At 62.4% G+C, this 16,071-nt stretch carries 15 protein-coding genes; 4 read left to right on the top strand and 11 right to left on the bottom strand.

Features of this window, described 5'->3' with window-relative positions:
* Window positions 1-39: 39 nt before the first annotated feature.
* The 3 genes from H9L06_RS05980 to H9L06_RS05990 all read right to left on the bottom strand — a co-directional run bounded on the left by H9L06_RS05980 (window position 40) and on the right by H9L06_RS05990 (window position 3,343).
* Window positions 40-312: a TOBE domain-containing protein gene (locus H9L06_RS05980; RefSeq protein ID WP_187554355.1), complete on the bottom strand. Its 273-nt coding sequence runs from the start codon at window positions 310-312 to the stop codon at window positions 40-42.
* A 77-nt stretch (window positions 313-389) separates the two neighbouring features.
* On the bottom strand, window positions 390-1,793 hold the full coding sequence (locus H9L06_RS05985) for an NAD(P)/FAD-dependent oxidoreductase (RefSeq protein WP_187554356.1): 1,404 nt from the start codon (window positions 1,791-1,793) through the stop codon (window positions 390-392).
* A gap of 113 nt (window positions 1,794-1,906) precedes the next feature.
* Entirely contained in the window at window positions 1,907-3,343 is a 1,437-nt protein-coding gene (locus tag H9L06_RS05990) for a PucR family transcriptional regulator (protein WP_187554357.1), read from the bottom strand.
* 91 nt (window positions 3,344-3,434) lie between these two features.
* On the opposite strand from H9L06_RS05990, the gene H9L06_RS05995 reads away from it, so the two are divergent.
* Window positions 3,435-4,835, top strand: a complete 1,401-nt coding sequence (locus H9L06_RS05995) for an MFS transporter (RefSeq protein WP_187554358.1) — start codon at window positions 3,435-3,437, stop codon at window positions 4,833-4,835.
* 9 nt (window positions 4,836-4,844) lie between these two features.
* On the opposite strand, the gene H9L06_RS06000 is transcribed toward H9L06_RS05995, so the two are convergent.
* Window positions 4,845-6,086, bottom strand: a complete 1,242-nt coding sequence (locus H9L06_RS06000; RefSeq protein WP_246454273.1) for an MFS transporter — start codon at window positions 6,084-6,086, stop codon at window positions 4,845-4,847.
* An 89-nt stretch (window positions 6,087-6,175) separates the two neighbouring features.
* Between H9L06_RS06000 and H9L06_RS06005 the strand changes: the two genes are divergently transcribed.
* Window positions 6,176-7,465: an ATP-dependent DNA helicase gene (locus tag H9L06_RS06005; RefSeq protein ID WP_246454274.1), complete on the top strand. Its 1,290-nt coding sequence runs from the start codon at window positions 6,176-6,178 to the stop codon at window positions 7,463-7,465.
* Between the two features lie 8 nt (window positions 7,466-7,473).
* Here the strand turns inward: H9L06_RS06005 and H9L06_RS06010 are convergent, their stop codons facing one another.
* From H9L06_RS06010 to H9L06_RS06035, 6 genes are all read right to left on the bottom strand, one after another.
* Complete coding sequence (locus tag H9L06_RS06010; RefSeq protein WP_187554359.1) at window positions 7,474-7,971, bottom strand: glutathione peroxidase; 498 nt, start codon at window positions 7,969-7,971, stop codon at window positions 7,474-7,476.
* 107 nt (window positions 7,972-8,078) lie between these two features.
* A complete protein-coding gene (locus tag H9L06_RS06015; protein WP_187554360.1) occupies window positions 8,079-8,789 on the bottom strand; it encodes a DUF2254 domain-containing protein in 711 nt (236 codons plus the stop codon).
* A complete protein-coding gene (locus H9L06_RS06020; RefSeq protein ID WP_187554361.1) occupies window positions 8,786-9,691 on the bottom strand; it encodes an ABC transporter ATP-binding protein in 906 nt (301 codons plus the stop codon). The genes H9L06_RS06015 and H9L06_RS06020 overlap by 4 nt, the downstream gene beginning before the upstream one ends.
* Window positions 9,692-9,698: 7 nt before the next feature.
* Complete coding sequence (locus H9L06_RS06025) at window positions 9,699-10,103, bottom strand: GntR family transcriptional regulator (RefSeq protein ID WP_187554362.1); 405 nt, start codon at window positions 10,101-10,103, stop codon at window positions 9,699-9,701.
* Between the two features lie 283 nt (window positions 10,104-10,386).
* Window positions 10,387-11,520: an ABC transporter permease gene (locus tag H9L06_RS06030; protein ID WP_382336263.1), complete on the bottom strand. Its 1,134-nt coding sequence runs from the start codon at window positions 11,518-11,520 to the stop codon at window positions 10,387-10,389.
* Complete coding sequence (locus tag H9L06_RS06035; protein ID WP_187554363.1) at window positions 11,517-12,470, bottom strand: ABC transporter ATP-binding protein; 954 nt, start codon at window positions 12,468-12,470, stop codon at window positions 11,517-11,519. The genes H9L06_RS06030 and H9L06_RS06035 overlap by 4 nt, the downstream gene beginning before the upstream one ends.
* A gap of 149 nt (window positions 12,471-12,619) precedes the next feature.
* Between H9L06_RS06035 and H9L06_RS06040 the strand changes: the two genes are divergently transcribed.
* Both H9L06_RS06040 and H9L06_RS06045 read left to right on the top strand, forming a co-directional pair.
* Window positions 12,620-13,930, top strand: coding sequence for a sensor histidine kinase (locus H9L06_RS06040; protein ID WP_187554364.1), 1,311 nt, complete (start codon window positions 12,620-12,622; stop codon window positions 13,928-13,930).
* Window positions 13,927-14,676, top strand: a complete 750-nt coding sequence (locus H9L06_RS06045) for a response regulator (protein ID WP_187554365.1) — start codon at window positions 13,927-13,929, stop codon at window positions 14,674-14,676. Before H9L06_RS06040 ends, H9L06_RS06045 begins: the two co-directional genes overlap by 4 nt.
* A gap of 65 nt (window positions 14,677-14,741) precedes the next feature.
* Here the strand turns inward: H9L06_RS06045 and H9L06_RS06050 are convergent, their stop codons facing one another.
* Window positions 14,742-15,785, bottom strand: coding sequence for a biliverdin-producing heme oxygenase (locus H9L06_RS06050; RefSeq protein WP_246454529.1), 1,044 nt, complete (start codon window positions 15,783-15,785; stop codon window positions 14,742-14,744).
* Between the last annotated feature and the right edge of the window lie 286 nt (window positions 15,786-16,071).

Consider the following 16,071-nt stretch of genomic DNA (forward strand, 5'->3'; position numbering starts at 1 on the left):
TCCGGGCACTCCCCTTTTCATGCGCGCTCAGGCGCGATGTTACTTCTCGTCGTCGACGAGCACGACTGCGTTCTCAGTCGCCCATCCAACGACCACTGCGTCACCAATCTTCGCGTCAACCGCACGCTCAACCGGCACACGCACAACAGCCTCACCAATCTCGGTCGTGACGTTGTACTTGACGCTCGAACCGAGGTAGACGATGTCGTCGATCGTGCCAGGAACACGGTTTGCGACCGATTCCGACAGCTGCGATCCTGAGATGGTGCGCCTCTCGCAGTTGTCATTCAGATACAGATTTCGAGCAGTCATCGTGCCTGAGTACAGTGGCATTGTGTAAAACAGGTCACAGTTTGGAATCAATTGCCCCCACTTCCGAGGGGGTCACGCTACCGCCCGCTGATGAGGTTCGCGACGCGCGCCGAGATGTGCGTCTTGTCCTGGCCGGTACGGTACTCCTCCTGGTCGGCAAAGCGATACGCAGCGTACAGCGCGGTCGCGGCGATCCACCGCAATGGCTCGAACTCCCAGTTGCGAGCCGCGCGACCGACCCACGGAAGGCGGGTGATCTCGGTCGATTCACCGAGGATCAGGTCGCGCAGGGTTCGGCCAGCGAGGTTGGTTCCGGTCACGCCGTGACCCACGTAACCACCAGCGTCGGCAAGACCTGTTGCAGGGTCGTAGTTCACGCCCGCGCACCAGTCGCGCGGAACACCAAGCACTCCTGACCAACTGTGGGCGAGTTTCACGTCACGAAGCCCCGGGAAGAGTTCAACGATGCGAGCCCCGAGTTGCTCAACTGCCACATCTGCGGTGCGACCGTCGCGATTGAAGCTCGATCCAAAGTTATACGGAACCCCGCGCCCGCCGAGCGCGATGCGGTTGTCAGCGGTGCGCTGAATGTACGCAAAGTTGTGTGCAACGTCGCCCATCAGTTCGGCACCATTCCATCCGACCGAGGCGAACTGCTCGTCGGTGAGTTGCTCGGTGACCACCATCGAGCTGTTCATCGGCAGGAAGCGTCGGCGCTGCCCCGCGAGTGTGAGCGTGTACCCCTCGAGCGCCTGCACGATGTGCTGCGCTCGCACGTCGCCGCGATCAGTGTGCGCGACTCGCGGTTCGATGCTCGTAACCGTCGTGTCCTCATAGATCGTGACACCGAGGCGCTCAACCGCGCGCGCGAGTCCGAACGTGAACTCCGCAGGGTTAATGCGTGCGCAGTGAGGGCTCCAGTACGCTCCGACTGCGTTTGCAACGTGCACTCGCTCGTCGAGGTCAGCGGGCGTGAGGTACTGAAAATCCTCGCCTTCGACCCAGCCGTGACTCGGGAGCTTGCCAATCTCGGAGCGAAGACGGCTGTGCTGCGCCTCGCTCGTCGCTACGTGGATAAGCCCGTCGCGCACGACGTGCTCACCGAAACCTTCGGCCTGCGCCACGTCGACTGCCTCTCGCACCGATGAGAACATCTCCCGCTCAAGCGCAACTGCGGCTGGTACCCCTCCGGCTTTTGCGTAGCGGCGGAACTGTCCGGGTGCCTTCGCACTGAGCCAGCCGCCATTGCGGCCCGACGCACCGAACCCGGCGAACTCTTTCTCGAGCACGACGACGTTCAGGTCTGGGCGGGCCTTCTTCAGGTAATAGGCAGTCCACAGACCGGTCATTCCGGCGCCGACAATCGCGACGTCAGCCTCGATCGGGCCCGGTAATGCAGGCCGCTGCGAGGGACGCCCCTCTTGATGTACCCAGAAAGATACGTTGCCATTGACAAAGTTCGATGCCACGTTGGCACTCATTACTGAACCTTCTTAGTCTCGATTGCTTGCGACTGCGTCCGTGCACTCGCGCTCGAGACGAGCGTAAACTGTTCCAGCGAACAGGTCGACTGTACTGGAGTATGAAATTTGGTTCAGCCGTGAACTTGGGTAACAGCCCCGTATTTCTGCCAGGCCTGTGACGCGATCCAGAGCGCCGCGAGATCCTCAGTCTTAGCGATCGATCTACCCGTTAGTGACTCAACCTGACGCAGTCGATACGACAGTGTTTGGCGGTGGATCCCAAGATCTGCCGACGTATCGTTCCAACTGCGCTCGTGGCGAAGATAGGTGAAGAGTGTGTCACGAAGCACGGCCGCCCGCTCGGTCGACTCTCCCAATGGGCCAAGGACCTCCTTGATGATGTCGTGGGCCTCGCGCTCACTTCGAGAGAGCATCGCGATGCGACTCCCCGCAAATTCAGACCATCTCGTTCCGGTTGACTCCGCGTCCATGAGCGCGCTCTCAGCCTCGGATACAAGGCTTCTCGCATCTGAAAGCTCGTCAAACAGACTCGAGACTCCCGCGAGCATGTCGCATTCTCCGAGCAACTGTTTTACCCGCCCAATTTCGACCGCTGGCGCGACGATGATTCCCAACGACCTGTTACGCCCCACAAGTACCCGGAAATTTCGCACTATCGCTGCGCGTGCTACGAGCTGAGCGCCCTCTTGGGGAAACGCGATGATTCGAAATGCACCCCCGAGAGAGTGCGCTGCAAAGAGTTCTGCCGCGCCCTCGGGCTCGTTACCTTTCAGCAACTGTGCAAGGTGCTCCTGGAGAGCGTCGGCCTGAGCCGACACCTCAAACATCAGTCGGTCAGTCTCAACCTCAAGCACGCGCTTGAGGTGCACAAGCACCATTGCCCCGAGTCCGGCTCCCGGGTATTCACCGACCTCAAGGCTCGCCGCGAATCTGCTCGAGAGTTCGTGAGTTCGCACGCGCAACGACACCGTACTGTCGTCTTCCGCGCCTTCATCATTGCCTGTTGTTGTGTGATCGCGAGAGCTCATGATCTCAAGACCCGACTCAGTCTCGTGCACGGTGAGCTCGATCCGAAGCAACGTGGCGATGTTGCGCGCGAGCTCGGTGGCGTTTGCACTCATTGCAGTGAGTTCATACAGCTTCGCGAGCGTCATCACTTGCGATGTCTGACTGGCACTCGTCGCGGCCGCGACGTGCCGCGCGACGGCCGACCACGGCACCTCGGGCGCAGTGTTCATGATCGGAAAGCCGAGTTGGTTTGCTTCTTCGAGCATTTCAGGGCTGAGCGTCAGATCTTCGATCCGCGCCCCGATCATCGCCCCCACGATGCCTGCCCGACTGAGTTCGCGCACAAACTCAACCTGCTTCGCCGCAGACTTCGGCACACAAAACCCGACCGTCATGAGCAGCTCATCGGTACCGAGCCACTTCCACGGCTCGTCGAGTTCGCAGCTGTGCGCCCACTGAACCCGGCGGTCGAGGCCCGAAGCACCCGCGATGACGTGAGTGTGCAGAGTATCGATCGAAACGAGCTCCCCGAGAGTCATGGGTGAAGTGTTCATCGGCCGTTCACCCCTTCTCCCTAATACGCGCGCCGCGCCAGGCGGTGAAAGTACTGTATCGCGCTACGCTGAGACCATGAGCGAGACACCGACGACCTCGATACCTCCCGCCAAACGACGCACCGTCGCATCGTGGGCGCTGTGGGACTGGGCAACGCAGCCTTTTAATTCCGTCATTCTGACGTTCGTGTGGGTGTCGCTCTACCTCGTCTCTGACACCTTCCTTCCGACTGAGGTCGCGGCCGAGAACGCAGACGGCAGTCTCGTGTGCTCGCGCGCAGCTGATGCGTCGACCGCGTACTGTTCGGGGCTCTCAGAGCTGTCAGCCTCGTATGGGTGGATCACGTTCGCCGCCGGCATCGTCGTCTTACTCATCGCGCCGGTGCTTGGACAGCAGGCCGACGCCCGCGGTAACAAGAAGCGCTGGGTCATCGGTGCGACGGCGGTGCTCGCGCTCCTGCAGTTCTCGCTGTTCTTCGTCTACGCCGATCCACAGTATTTCTGGTTCGGTGCGTTTGCCGTCGCATTCGGCTCGGTCGCTTCTGAGATCGCGGGAGTGAACTACAACGCGCTGCTATTCGACGTCTCAACGAAGAAGACCGTCGGGCGCGTGAGCGGCCTCGGCTGGGGCCTCGGGTACATCGGCGGCATCCTCGCGCTCGTCATCGTGGTCGTGGTGACCCAGCTCGACTGGTTCGGTATGGACACATCGAACGGTCTCGCCTACCGCTTGATCGCCGCTGGCGCAGCCGTGTGGACGGTGATCTTCGCGATCCCATTCCTGCTCTGGGTTCCCGAAGCGCCCGCTCGAGACGAACGCCCAAAGGTCGGATTCTTCCGCAGCTACGCCGTGCTCGTGCACGACCTCCGCGGGCTATTCAAGTCGAACCGCACGACCTTTTGGTACCTCATCGCCAGCGCTGTGTACCGCGATGGACTTGCGGGGGTCTTCGCATTCGGCGGCATCCTCGCGGCCGTGTCGTTCGGGTTTTCAGCGAACGAGGTCATGATCTTCGGCATCGCCTTGAACCTCGTTGCGGGCGTCGCAACCATCTTCGTGGGGCGACTCGACGACCGGTTCGGGCCGCGAACCATCGTCGTTTGGTCGCTCATCGTGCTTATCGCGAGCGCGCTGTTTATATTCCTGTTCCGCGAAGAGGGCAAGATTATTTTCTGGATCGGTGGGCTCGTGCTTTCCGCTGCCGTGGGCCCCGCGCAGGCTGCGAGCCGCTCGCTACTCACCCACCTCACGCCATCGAATATGCAGGGTGAGGTCTTTGGACTTTACGCCACGACCGGGCGCGTGATGAGCTTCCTCTCACCATGGCTCTGGGCAGCATTTATCGGCTGGTTTGGGGCGACGCACTTCGGCATCCTTGGCATCACCATCGTGCTCGCTGCGGGCCTCGCGCTCATGCTCTGGCTCGTGCGCGCTCCGAAGAGTTCGATTGAGCAACTCACGAACGCCTCGGCCTAACTTGCAGACTTAGTCGAACATCTCGCCGATGGCGATTCCGCTCGTGTCGACGTTGCGACCCTTGTCCCGACGCTCAACCGCGAGGCTGGCGAGCATGAGTACGAATCCGCCCGCGGCAAGCATTGCACCGAGCCATCCGGGAGCGAGATAACCGAGCCCCGCAGCGATCACGATTCCGCCAAGCCAAGCACCGAGGCTGTTTGCAATGTTTCCGGCGGCGTGGTTCATCGCGGCGCCGAGCAAACGTGCCTCATTCGACACACGAATGAGGCGTGCTGATAGCGCTGGGCTGAACGTCATCGTTGCTGTGCTCACGAGGAACGCGAGCAGGAACAACGACACCGGAGTTCTGGCGAACGCCGCGTAGAGCACGAATGCTGTTGCAGACACCGCTAGGCCGAGAAGTGCTGCCATGCGCATGTTCTTGTCGGCGAGCAGGCCACCGATCCAGTTGCCGACCACCATGCCGAGCCCGAGCACGGCAGTGACCCACGGAACCATCGATGGAGCAAGCCCGATCTCGCGCGTGGTCACGTCGGCGATGTACGAATACACCGCGAAGAACCCGCCGAAACCAATCGCCGTAGCACCGACCATGAGCCACACGCGAGGATTTGCGAGGGCGCGCACCTCGTGCCTGGCGCTCCGACCCGGGTTTCCCGGTGTCGCTGGCACGAACAACACGATGAGCAGCAGGGTGACCGCGAACACCGCCGCAACTACGACGTAGACCCAGCGCCAGCCGAACTGCTGACCGAGCACGGTCGAGAGAGGCACCCCGATCACGTTGGCAATTGTGAGGCCACTCATCGAAATCGCAATGCCCTTGCCCATGTTGCCGGGTCCCAACAGTTGCGCAGCCAGAAGCGCTGCAGTGCCGAGGTAAATGCCGTGCGGTAGGCCCGAGGCGAACCGAAACGCGGCGACCGACCAGAATGTTGGCATAATCGCTGAACCGAGCGTCGCAAGCACGAGCACACCGAGACTCCAGCGAATGAGCATCGTCTGAGACATGCGCGCGAAGAGGATCGCGATAACCGGCGCACCCACGACCACGCCGAGTGCGTAGATGCTGATGAGTGTTCCAGCTTGTGCGATCACCTGCGTGGGATTCTCGTCATATCCGGGCAGCAATCCTCGCGCGATATCGGGAAGCACACCCATCGTCGCGAACTCGGTGATACCGATTGCGAACCCTCCGAGGGCGAGCGAGAACAGCGCGAAATTTCGTCGCAGAGTGTTTGTCAGCACCGAGTAAGTATGCCACTGCGATGCTACTTACTGTGCCGCCGCCGTGCCCCGTGCCGATCCACGACGGCTTCTCACGGTACCCTAATCGAGTGCCCCGCCCCGAACTCAGCCCCGAACAGCTTGCCGTGTACGAGCGCATCGAGCACACTCGCGAGCACCTCTTCATCACTGGGCGTGCGGGCACGGGCAAGTCGACTATTCTGAACCACCTCGCATGGAATACCTCGAAGATCATCGCGGTCTGCGCGCCGACGGGGGTTGCTGCGCTGAACGTGGGCGGGCAGACGATCCACTCGCTACTGAGGTTGCCGACCGGCATCATTGCGGATCACGAGCTCGACCAACCCGCTGAGCTCAAGAAGATGCTCGCATCGATCGACACCCTCGTCATCGACGAGATTTCGATGGTGTCTGCCGACCTTATGGATGCGATTGATCGCTCACTGAGGTTGGCCCGCGGCAAGAAGCACGACCCGTTCGGGGGCGCGCAGATCATTATGTTTGGTGACCCGTTTCAGCTGCCGCCGGTGCCGCCGCGCGACCCGCACGAGCGCGCGTACTTCGACGACACGTATCGGTCCCTCTGGTTTTTCGATTCAAACGTATGGCAATCGACACCGCTCACCGTCATCGAACTCACCGAGGTGCACCGTCAAAGTGACGACCGGTTCAAACAGATTCTCGGCGCCGTGCGCTTCGGGGTTGTTGAGGAGACGCACGCGAGCGAGCTCAACACCGCGGGTGCGAGGCCTGCGCCGCGCGATGTCATCACACTCGCGACCACGAACGCGACCGTGAACCGCATCAACGCTGAGCGCCTTGCCGAGATTCGTGGGTCGTCACTGAAGGCGGTTGCTGAGGTCACCGGCGAATTTCGCGAGAACACGTACCCCGCCGATGAGGTGCTCGAACTCAAGGCTGGCGCGCAGGTCATGTTCTTGCGCAACGACCCCGACGGGCGCTGGGTCAATGGCACAATCGGCACGGTCTCGCGCATCGACGGAACGGTGTGGGTCGAGATAGGCGATGGAACCTCAGACCCCGAAGAGTTCGAAGTTGAGCCCACGGTGTGGGAGCGCTTCAGGTACCGCTACGACGCCGACACGAAGAAGCTCGAGAAAGAGGTCGTTGCCGAGTTCGAGCAGTTTCCGCTGCGACTGGCGTGGGCTGTTACGATCCACAAATCTCAGGGACACACCTACGATGCCGCGCAAATCGACCTCGGGCCGCGGGCTTTCAGTGCCGGTCAGACGTATGTTGCGCTCAGTCGAGTGCGCTCGCTTGAGGGGTTGTATCTCGCGAGGCCGCTGCAGCCGCGCGATGTGATTGTGGATCCGAACGTGGTTCGCTTCATGCGCGAGCGCGCGGAACTCGGGTAGTTCAATCCCTAGGCGCTGAGGGCTGCCTCGATAGCTTTGCGCAGTGCGGGGTCTTGGGGCTCGGTGTCAGATCTGAAGCGCGCGATGCGGGGCGAGCCGTCTGCGGGGTCGCGATCCACAACGAACTTCTCGAAATTCCACCGCACGAGCCCGCCGTGACCCTCGGGGTCTTTGCCCTTACGCAGTTCTTTAAACAGTGGATCGGTGCCGCGCCCATTCACCTTCGTCTTTGCGAGCAACTGAAACGTGACCCCGTAATTCAGTTCGCAAAACTCCGCGATCTCTGCGTCGGTGCCTGGCTCCTGCATCATGAACTGGTTGCACGGCACCCCGATCACCGTGAGGCCCTGGGGCGCGAACTCCTTGTGCAACTCTTCCAAGCCCGCGTACTGCGGGGTGAACCCGCACTTCGACGCCACATTCACCACGAGTGCTGCACCCGGCGCGATGTCGCCGAAGCGCTTCGTTTCGCCGCCGGGCAGCTGGACTTCAATGTCTCTGATCATGGGTACACCGTACTCCCCCTTGCTTAGCCGGTGCTCAGGTCGAGACGGCAGTAGTGGTTGCTTCGCGTGAACTCAAGCAACCACTACTGCCGGGTCGACCCGCGAAACTACCGCACGGTCGCGCGGCGCATCACCCACCAGGTTGCAATGAGGGCGAGCACCGCAACCCCAAGCCCCACACCAGCAAGCAGCGGCCGGGTAACCGCGGCAATGATCGACTCAAACTGCGGCACGAAGATGAGCATGAGTACAACGAGGATCAGCGCGAGACCGAGAGCCACAAAGGTCGGCCCCTTGCTCCCGAACCGCACCCATACCGCTCCGAACATTCCGCCGATCGACGTCGACACAAACGTGAGTAAGAAGGTCGTTACGAACAACACCAGCGGATTGCCCGCGCCGAGCATGTAGATGTCGAGCGCGTAGACCGAGAAGAACCAGTGGTTTGTCGCGAGCTCGATGCCGAGCAACAAGAGCATGAACAGCGAGACGTAGAGCGACAACACGAGGTTCGCGACCGCGGTGCCGAGCACGTGGGCTCGACGCGTCGCGCCGAGTGCCAGCGCAAACGGGTAGGTGGTCGCGACAGCCTGCACCCCGTAGTAGATAAGGAACCCTGGGAGCGACCAGATCATGCCCTGATTCCAGCGCGCACCATCGGCGTAATCTGGCGATGATGGATCGAGCCCCGCCCGCTGCAGCATAAAGGAGATTAGCGCAGTGACAACGAGCACGATAAGGATGATGAAGCTAGGAACCCCGAACATCACCATCGGCTTATTGAAGTGGAGTTTTGTGACCTTCAGTATGTGATTCATGAGCGTGCCTCCTCGAGCTTTACGGGGCTCTCCACATCGTCGAAACCGTAGGCTGCGACGAGTTCTTGCAGGGTGACCGGCCCGTATTCAAGGTCGGTTGCGGTGAGGGTGTCGTGATCCGCCTGGGTGAGTGTGCCCTCGATGACGAGGGTCGCGAGCCCGCCGACCCGGTGGCTGCTCAACACCCGGCGACCTTCAGCGAACGCATCGACGGCCTGCGCTGGCCCCGAGATTTGGTACGCCGCGCCGCGAAGCTCGTCGACGTCAGCGTCTTGCACAATGCGGCCCCGGTCGATGATGATGACGCGCTCGAGCAGCCTGTCCATTTCGTCGATGAGGTGCGTCGATAGCACGATGGTGCGCGGGTGCGCCTGGTAGTCGCGCAGCAGCACGTCGTAGAAATAGTGTCGCGCGGTTGCGTCGAGACCCAGGTACGGCTCGTCGAAGAAGGTGACTGGCGCTCGCGAGGCGAGGCCGAGCACGATGCCGAGAGCCGAAGTCTGCCCACGTGAGAACTTCTTCACGATGGTCTTTTTCGGAATCCGGAACATCTCGACGAGTTCATCGGCGAGTTCCTGGCTCCAGTTCGGGTAGAAGATTCGCGCTGCACGCAGTGCGTGCTTGAGCGAATAGTCGTCGGGATACCGCTGGTTGTCGCGAATGAAGCAGAGCTGGTCGAGCACTCCCGCGTGCTCGAATGGCGCCTCGCCGAGCACGCGAACCCGACCAGAGGTCGGCCGGTCTTGCGCAGTCGCGAGCGACATGAACGTCGTCTTGCCCGCACCGTTGCGCCCGAGCAGGCCGGTGATGGTGTTCTTGCGAATGTTCACGGTCACGCCGTCGAGCGCGCGCGTGGATCCGTGCACCCTCGTCAGGTTCGTCGTTTCTATTGCGTAGTTCATAGCCTTCTCAATCTTTCGTGGGCTGTGGCTGTTGGTCAGTTGCGAGGTTGGTTGATTCGCTGAGCGCTTCGTCGACGAAGCGGATCACTGTCGCGCGATCGAGTCCAATCGACCGGGCTTCACGAACAAGCGGCTCGACGAAATCGCTTACAAAGCCGCCGCTTCGTGCTGCGGCGATCCGCCCCTTTGCCCCCGCGGTGACAAACATGCCGATGCCGCGACGCTTCTCGAGAATTCCCTGCTCGACCAGCAGCCCAAGCCCCTTGCCCGCGGTTGCGGGGTTAATGCGCAGAAACGCGGCGAGTTCGTTCGTCGACGGCACTTGCGCGCCCTCTTCGTAGCGGCCGCGCAAAATGTCGTCGACAAGGCGCTCTGCGAGCTGAACAAAGATGGGCCGTGAATCGTCAAACACGGTTCACCTCGCTTCTTGGTGGATCATCGCTGCGCTCCCGCAACCTCTTTGGTTAGTTACTTCACTAATGAACCTACGCACCTGTGCTGGAGCTGTCAACCCCCAATCTCACCCGTCACCATTTCGGCCCCACCAGGCTCGGCCTCTGAAAAAAGTCCGAGTCAGTTTCTGCCCTTAAAGCTCACCGCTTAAGGGCAGAAACTGACTCGGATTTGAACCGCGGTGGGGTGGCGGGGCCGGGGTGGCGGATCGGGCCAGCCAAGGCCCCGGCGGGCGCCAGCCCTTAGCTCTTCAGCGCCTCGCGGATCTTCACGCGTGCCCCGGTGCGAAGGATCGACCCCTCATACATGCGCGCGGCAAGCCCGACGATGAGCGCGATCGAAGCAACGAGGATCCCGAGCGAGAGGAACGGCTCCCACCACTCAGCGGTGCCGAGGTACAACCGCATCGGCATGCCAACGGGCGCAGAGAATGGAATGTAGCTCATGATCGCAAGCGCGAGCGGGTTGTCATGGAACAGGATGATCGCGATGTACGGGAGCATCACCAGCATCATGACGGGACTCGTCACCGACCCGATATCCTCCTGCCGCGATACCAGCGAGGCGAGCGCCGCGTAGAGCGTCGCGAGCAACACGAACCCGAATGCGAAGAGCACCGCGAACCAGATGAGCGAGGTGCCGAGCTCCCCGAGCAGCAGATCTTGACCCGTCGCGAGCAGGCCGACCGACGCGAGCGCCGCAATCGCGACCACCTGAGCAAGCGCAAGGATCGAGTTACCGAGAATCTTGCCCGCAAGCATCGTGCGCGCCGACACGGTCGCGAGGAGGATCTCGACGATGCGGGTCGCCTTCTCTTCGACCACGCTCTGCGCGATCGTCGTGCCGAACGTAACGGCGCTCATCATGAAGACGACGCCGAACGCAATCGCGATGAGGTAGGCAAGGAATGGGTTGCCAGCGTCTGGGTCCTCTGGCGCAAGGATCTCAACGTCCGGCGACACCGTGAGCGACTGCAGCAGGTCCACCGCACCAGCATCCTCAATGAGCACGGTGAATCCGAGTGGGCCTTCCCCGCCGGGCACGAGCGCGGCTTCGACCTCACCGGAGCGCACGAGCTCTTCGGCGGCAGCACGGTCGGAGACCTGATCCACTTCGAACCCGGCCTGCTCAGCAAAATCGCTCGTCTCACTGACGGTCGCAACCCGCGTCGGCTCGTCACTGCCGAAGCCGCCGGTCTTCGCCATGAACCCGCCAAACACGACAGCGGCGAGGGTGAGAAACAGCAGCACGCCGGTCGAGATAAGAAACGCCTTCGACCGCAGCCGGGTGGTGATCTCGCGCTCGGCGACGAGCCAGACGGCCTTGGGTGCGCTCATCTGTGTGGCAGATGCGCTGGGGGAAAGCTGCGTGGTCACTGTACGACCTCCTTGAAAATCTGGGCGAGCGTTGGAACGACCGGTGCAAAGCGTCGCACTGTCGTGCTGGTCGCGGTCGAAACTGCACCGGCCGCATCGGTCGCAGCGCCGGGTGTGGATCGCGATCCACTAACCGCAACCTGCAACACGGCCTGTGCAGCCGCATCACTCTCGGCCTCAAAGCGGGCGTACCCGCCATCGAGGTGCGTCACCGTAACGCCCGGCTGCTCTCGCACCCAGCCGGCATCGGCTGAGTCACCCGAAAGCTCGATCTCGAACTCGCGCCCGGCATGCGCCTCGCGTAGGCCCTCGCGCGACCCCGATGCGAGAATCTTGCCGCCGCCGATGACCGTGATGTCGTCGCAGAGCCGCTCAACAATGTCGAGCTGGTGCGACGAGAAGAGCACCGGCACACCCTTGGCCGCGTAGTCGCGCAGCACACCAACCACCACGTCGACCGCCATGGGGTCAAGACCCGAGAATGGCTCATCGAGCACGAGAGCGATCGGGTCGTGCACCAGCGCCGCCGCAATCTGCGCGCGCTGCTGGTTGCCGAGCGACAGGCTCTCGAGTGTGTCGTTCGCGCGCTCCGAGAGTCCGAGCCGCTCAAGCAGCGACGAAGCTGACGCCTTCGCGGCCTCAGCGCTCACACCGTGCAACTTCGCGAGATAGACGAGTTGCTCCTGCACCCTCATCTTGGGGTACAGCCCGCGTTCTTCGGGCATGTAGCCGAAGCGTGCGCGATCCGCCCGCGTCAACTCGTGCCCATCGAGCGTCACCCGACCCGCGTGGGCGGCCAACACTCCGAGCAGGATGCGCATCGTCGTCGTCTTACCCGCGCCATTGCCGCCGACAAAGCCGGTCATGCGCCCTCGGTCGACCGTGAAACTGACGTCGTTCAGCACCAGGCGCTCGCCGAAGCTGCGCGAGATGCCCTCTATCTGGATCATGCGATACCTTTCATTGCGTCGTACCTCAACGGTATTCCCGGGCGGGGCCGCACCGCCTCCCCCTCGCGATTGAATTCGGGCAGCGGTGGATCAACCCGCTCATCCTTCTGGCGGAGGCGATCCACCCCACGCGCCCCTACGCTTGAGGTATGGCCACGACTCTCGATGACACGGTGATCAGCGCGCCTGCAGCGGTGAATGGAAGCTGGGTGCGCCCGCGACCTAGCGCCGCTGAGTTACGGGTGGATCTGGGGCTCGCGCTCGCGCTCGCCCTCGCGGCGCTCACGACGTCGCTGCTCTACATGCGCACCGGAATCTTCGACGAGTACGCTGCGCCATGGGTGTGGACGATCTCGCTGGCGCTCGGCACGCTTCCGCTCGCGTGGCGAAGGCGCTACCCGTCGTACGTCGCGATTGCGGTCGCCATCGGGTTCTTCATTGCTGGCCAGTTCGGGGTTCCCGAGATTCTCATCTTGAACATCACGCTCTTCCTCGCGCTGTATTCGGTCGGTGCGTGGGAGCCAAATCGCAGGCTCGCCTTCTGGGTGCGCTTCGGCATCGCCGCGGGCGTTATCGTCTGGCTTATCGTGGCACTCGTCATCTCATCGTCGGACACGAGTGCGTTTGAGGGCATCTCGCGCTCGGGCTTGTTCTCTGCCTACGCGACCTTCGCGGTGCTGCAGATCATCACGAACCTGATGTACTTCGCCGGAGCCTTTTTCTTCGGCGAGCGCGCCTGGCGCTCGGCCAACGCGCAGGCGCGGCTCGAGGCGCAGGCTCGTGAACTCGACCGCGAACGTCGCACGAGCGCGGCCCAAGCCGTTGCCCTTGACCGCGTCGCGATCGCCCGCGAGCTGCACGATGTGGTCGCGCATCACGTGTCGGTCATGGGCATTCAGGCGGCTGCTGCTCGGCGGTCGTTTGAGACCAATCCTGCGGCGGCAACGAGCGCCCTCGAGATCGTAGAATCCTCGGCACAGGCGACCGTCGAGGAGCTTCGGCAGCTGCTGCACACGCTGCGCGAGCCCGGACCCGAGGGCATCTCGAGCACACTCGGCACCACGCAGATCCCTGAGCTTGTGCGTTCCTCGCAAAGCTCGGGAGTACCGACGACCTTCATCGTGGCCGGCGAAACTCGCCCGCTTCCGATGCTCGTCGACGTCGCGCTGTACCGGGTCGTGCAAGAGGCGCTCACGAATGTGCGCAAGCACGCGGGCCGCGGAGCTGAAGCGACGGTTAGGCTGCGCTTCGCCCCCGAGTTTGCTGAGGTTGAGGTCAGCGACAACGGAGTGCGCACCACCCTCGCGCGCGAATCCGAACTCCCGGGCCTCGGCTTGCGCGGCATGCGCGAGCGCATCGGCGCCGTCGGTGGATCAGTAACCGCAGGGCGCCGCGAAACCGGCGGCTTCATCGTTCGCGCAACGGTACCCATCAGCGATCCTGGAATACTTGAAGCATGATCCGCGTACTCCTCGTCGACGACCAATCACTCGTACGATCGGGATTTCGCGTGATCCTCGACTCAGAGCCCGACATAGAGGTTGTCGGTGAGGCTACGAACGGGTCAGAGGCGGTCGCGCTCGCCGCAGAGCTTTCGCCCGACGTGATCTGCATGGACGTCGAGATGCCCGTCATGAACGGTATCGAGGCCTCACGGCAGATCCTTGGGGCGGGTGGATCCGGTGGGCCCGACGGTTCGAAACCGGCGGTGCTCGTGCTCACCACCTTCGGCCACGAGGAGTACCTCTTCGACGCGCTCGCCGCAGGCGTGAGCGGGTTCCTGCTCAAGACCTCACGTGCCGAACAACTCATTGACGGCGTGCGGCTGCTCGCCTCGGGCGGGTCGCTGTTGAGCCCAGAGGTGACGGGCGCGGTACTCTCGCGCGTTCGAGGCAGTGGGGCGCCGGGCGGTGGATCGGCAGCGCCCACAACCTACTCGGCTCAAAACGCGAGTGGCTCCGCTGGCAGCAACGCGGGCGGTACCGTAAGCAACTCCGCCCTCAACGTAGCGGTCGAGGCTGCGGGCCTCACCGAACGGGAGCGCGAGGTGCTGGGGCTACTCGCTCACGGACACACGAATGCTGAGATCGCCGGTTCCCTATTCCTCGGCGAGGCGACAGTGAAAACTCATGTGTCGAACCTGCTGCAAAAACTCGGGGTGCGCGATCGCCTGCAAGCAGTCGTCTGGGCGCACACGCGGAGCTAAGGATTCACGCGAGCACCGCCATTTAAGGCAGCGGCGCTACGCCTCGCGACTGCTCAGCAAGCTGCTTACGCTGACTGGGCAGCCTTCTCTTTGCTCATGTCTACGAACACCGCGGTATTGAAGGCGTAAGCACGGCGCACCTCTGCGACCATGCGCTGCTGCTCTTCCTCGTCGATGCGCTCGCCAAGACGATCGAGGCCTGCGCGGTACTCGTTCTTGAACGCTGCCAGGTCGCCGAGCGACTCGAAGTTGTAGAACTCGACGCCCGCACCGTCGAAACCGTGCTGCTTCGAGACACGCTTCGCGATCATTTGGCCGCCAGAAAGGTCTCCGAGGTATCGGGTGTAGTGGTGTGCGATGATTCCCGCGATCCACCCCTCTGCGCCAATTTCGCGAATGCGCGCCGCGTACTCTGCGGTCGCGGGAACTGGCTCGATCTGATTGCGCCAGTCGCCACCGATGAGGTACTCAAGGTCGGCTTCGAGGGTTGCGAGTCGCACGAGGTCTGCCGGGTGGAACTTCGCGAACTCAGGGTCTGAATCGAGCTGCTGCGACACCTCTTCGAGCGCGTCGTACATGAAGTAGTGCTGTGCGACGAGGTCGATGTAATCCTGCTTCGTACCCTTGCCACGCATTATGTCTTCCATAAACGTGGAGCCCTCGCTGCTCGAGTGGTCGCCCCACGAGCTCTCGCGAATCACCTGCGAGAACGACTTTGGGCCGCCCTCTTCCTCACCTGTCGCGCCGTGTGGGTGACCATGGCCGTGCACTCCGTGCCCGTGGCCATGCGCACCAGAACCCGCAGGCGCCTGGTGCTCTTCACGCGCCGGAACACCGAGCTTCTCGCACGCCGCCTTGTACAGGTGCACGACCTCGCGACGAATCTCTGGCCGCTCCGAGATCTCACCCGAAGGCCACTCGACACGAAGCTCGTGCTCCCCGGCACCGTCGGTCACGCTCCAGATACCGGCCTTGGCGTCGAGCCCGACCATCTTGCTCGCCTTCGCTTCGGGAAACCCAAATGCGCGCGCAATAAGCAAGGAGTCTTCAGGGTGGTCGCCATTCATATGGCCCGTAACGGCAGCGGTAACAGCGTCGTCAAAAATCATCACATGTTTCATACTACTCGCCGAGTACACTCAGCGTCGACGCGGGTGCCACAGAGTATCATCGGAGGGTTCATGCCCTCGTCATTCGCAGGTCAGGTTAGGCGGTTCCGTGTTCTCCAAGCTCAAGTCAGTACGCAAGGTAGCGATACTCAGTGTGCTCACTGTCGCAGCTCTCGGACTCACCGCATGCACCGGCGGCGAAGCAGGCACGCGCGATTCCGACGTGAATACCGTAAGCGCTGAGGTTGCAACGTCGTTCGACGAGGCAGTCGCGAACGCGCTCACT

The sequence above is a fragment of the Leucobacter denitrificans genome (assembly GCF_014396385.1).
GTDB classification, from domain to species: domain Bacteria; phylum Actinomycetota; class Actinomycetes; order Actinomycetales; family Microbacteriaceae; genus Leucobacter; species Leucobacter denitrificans.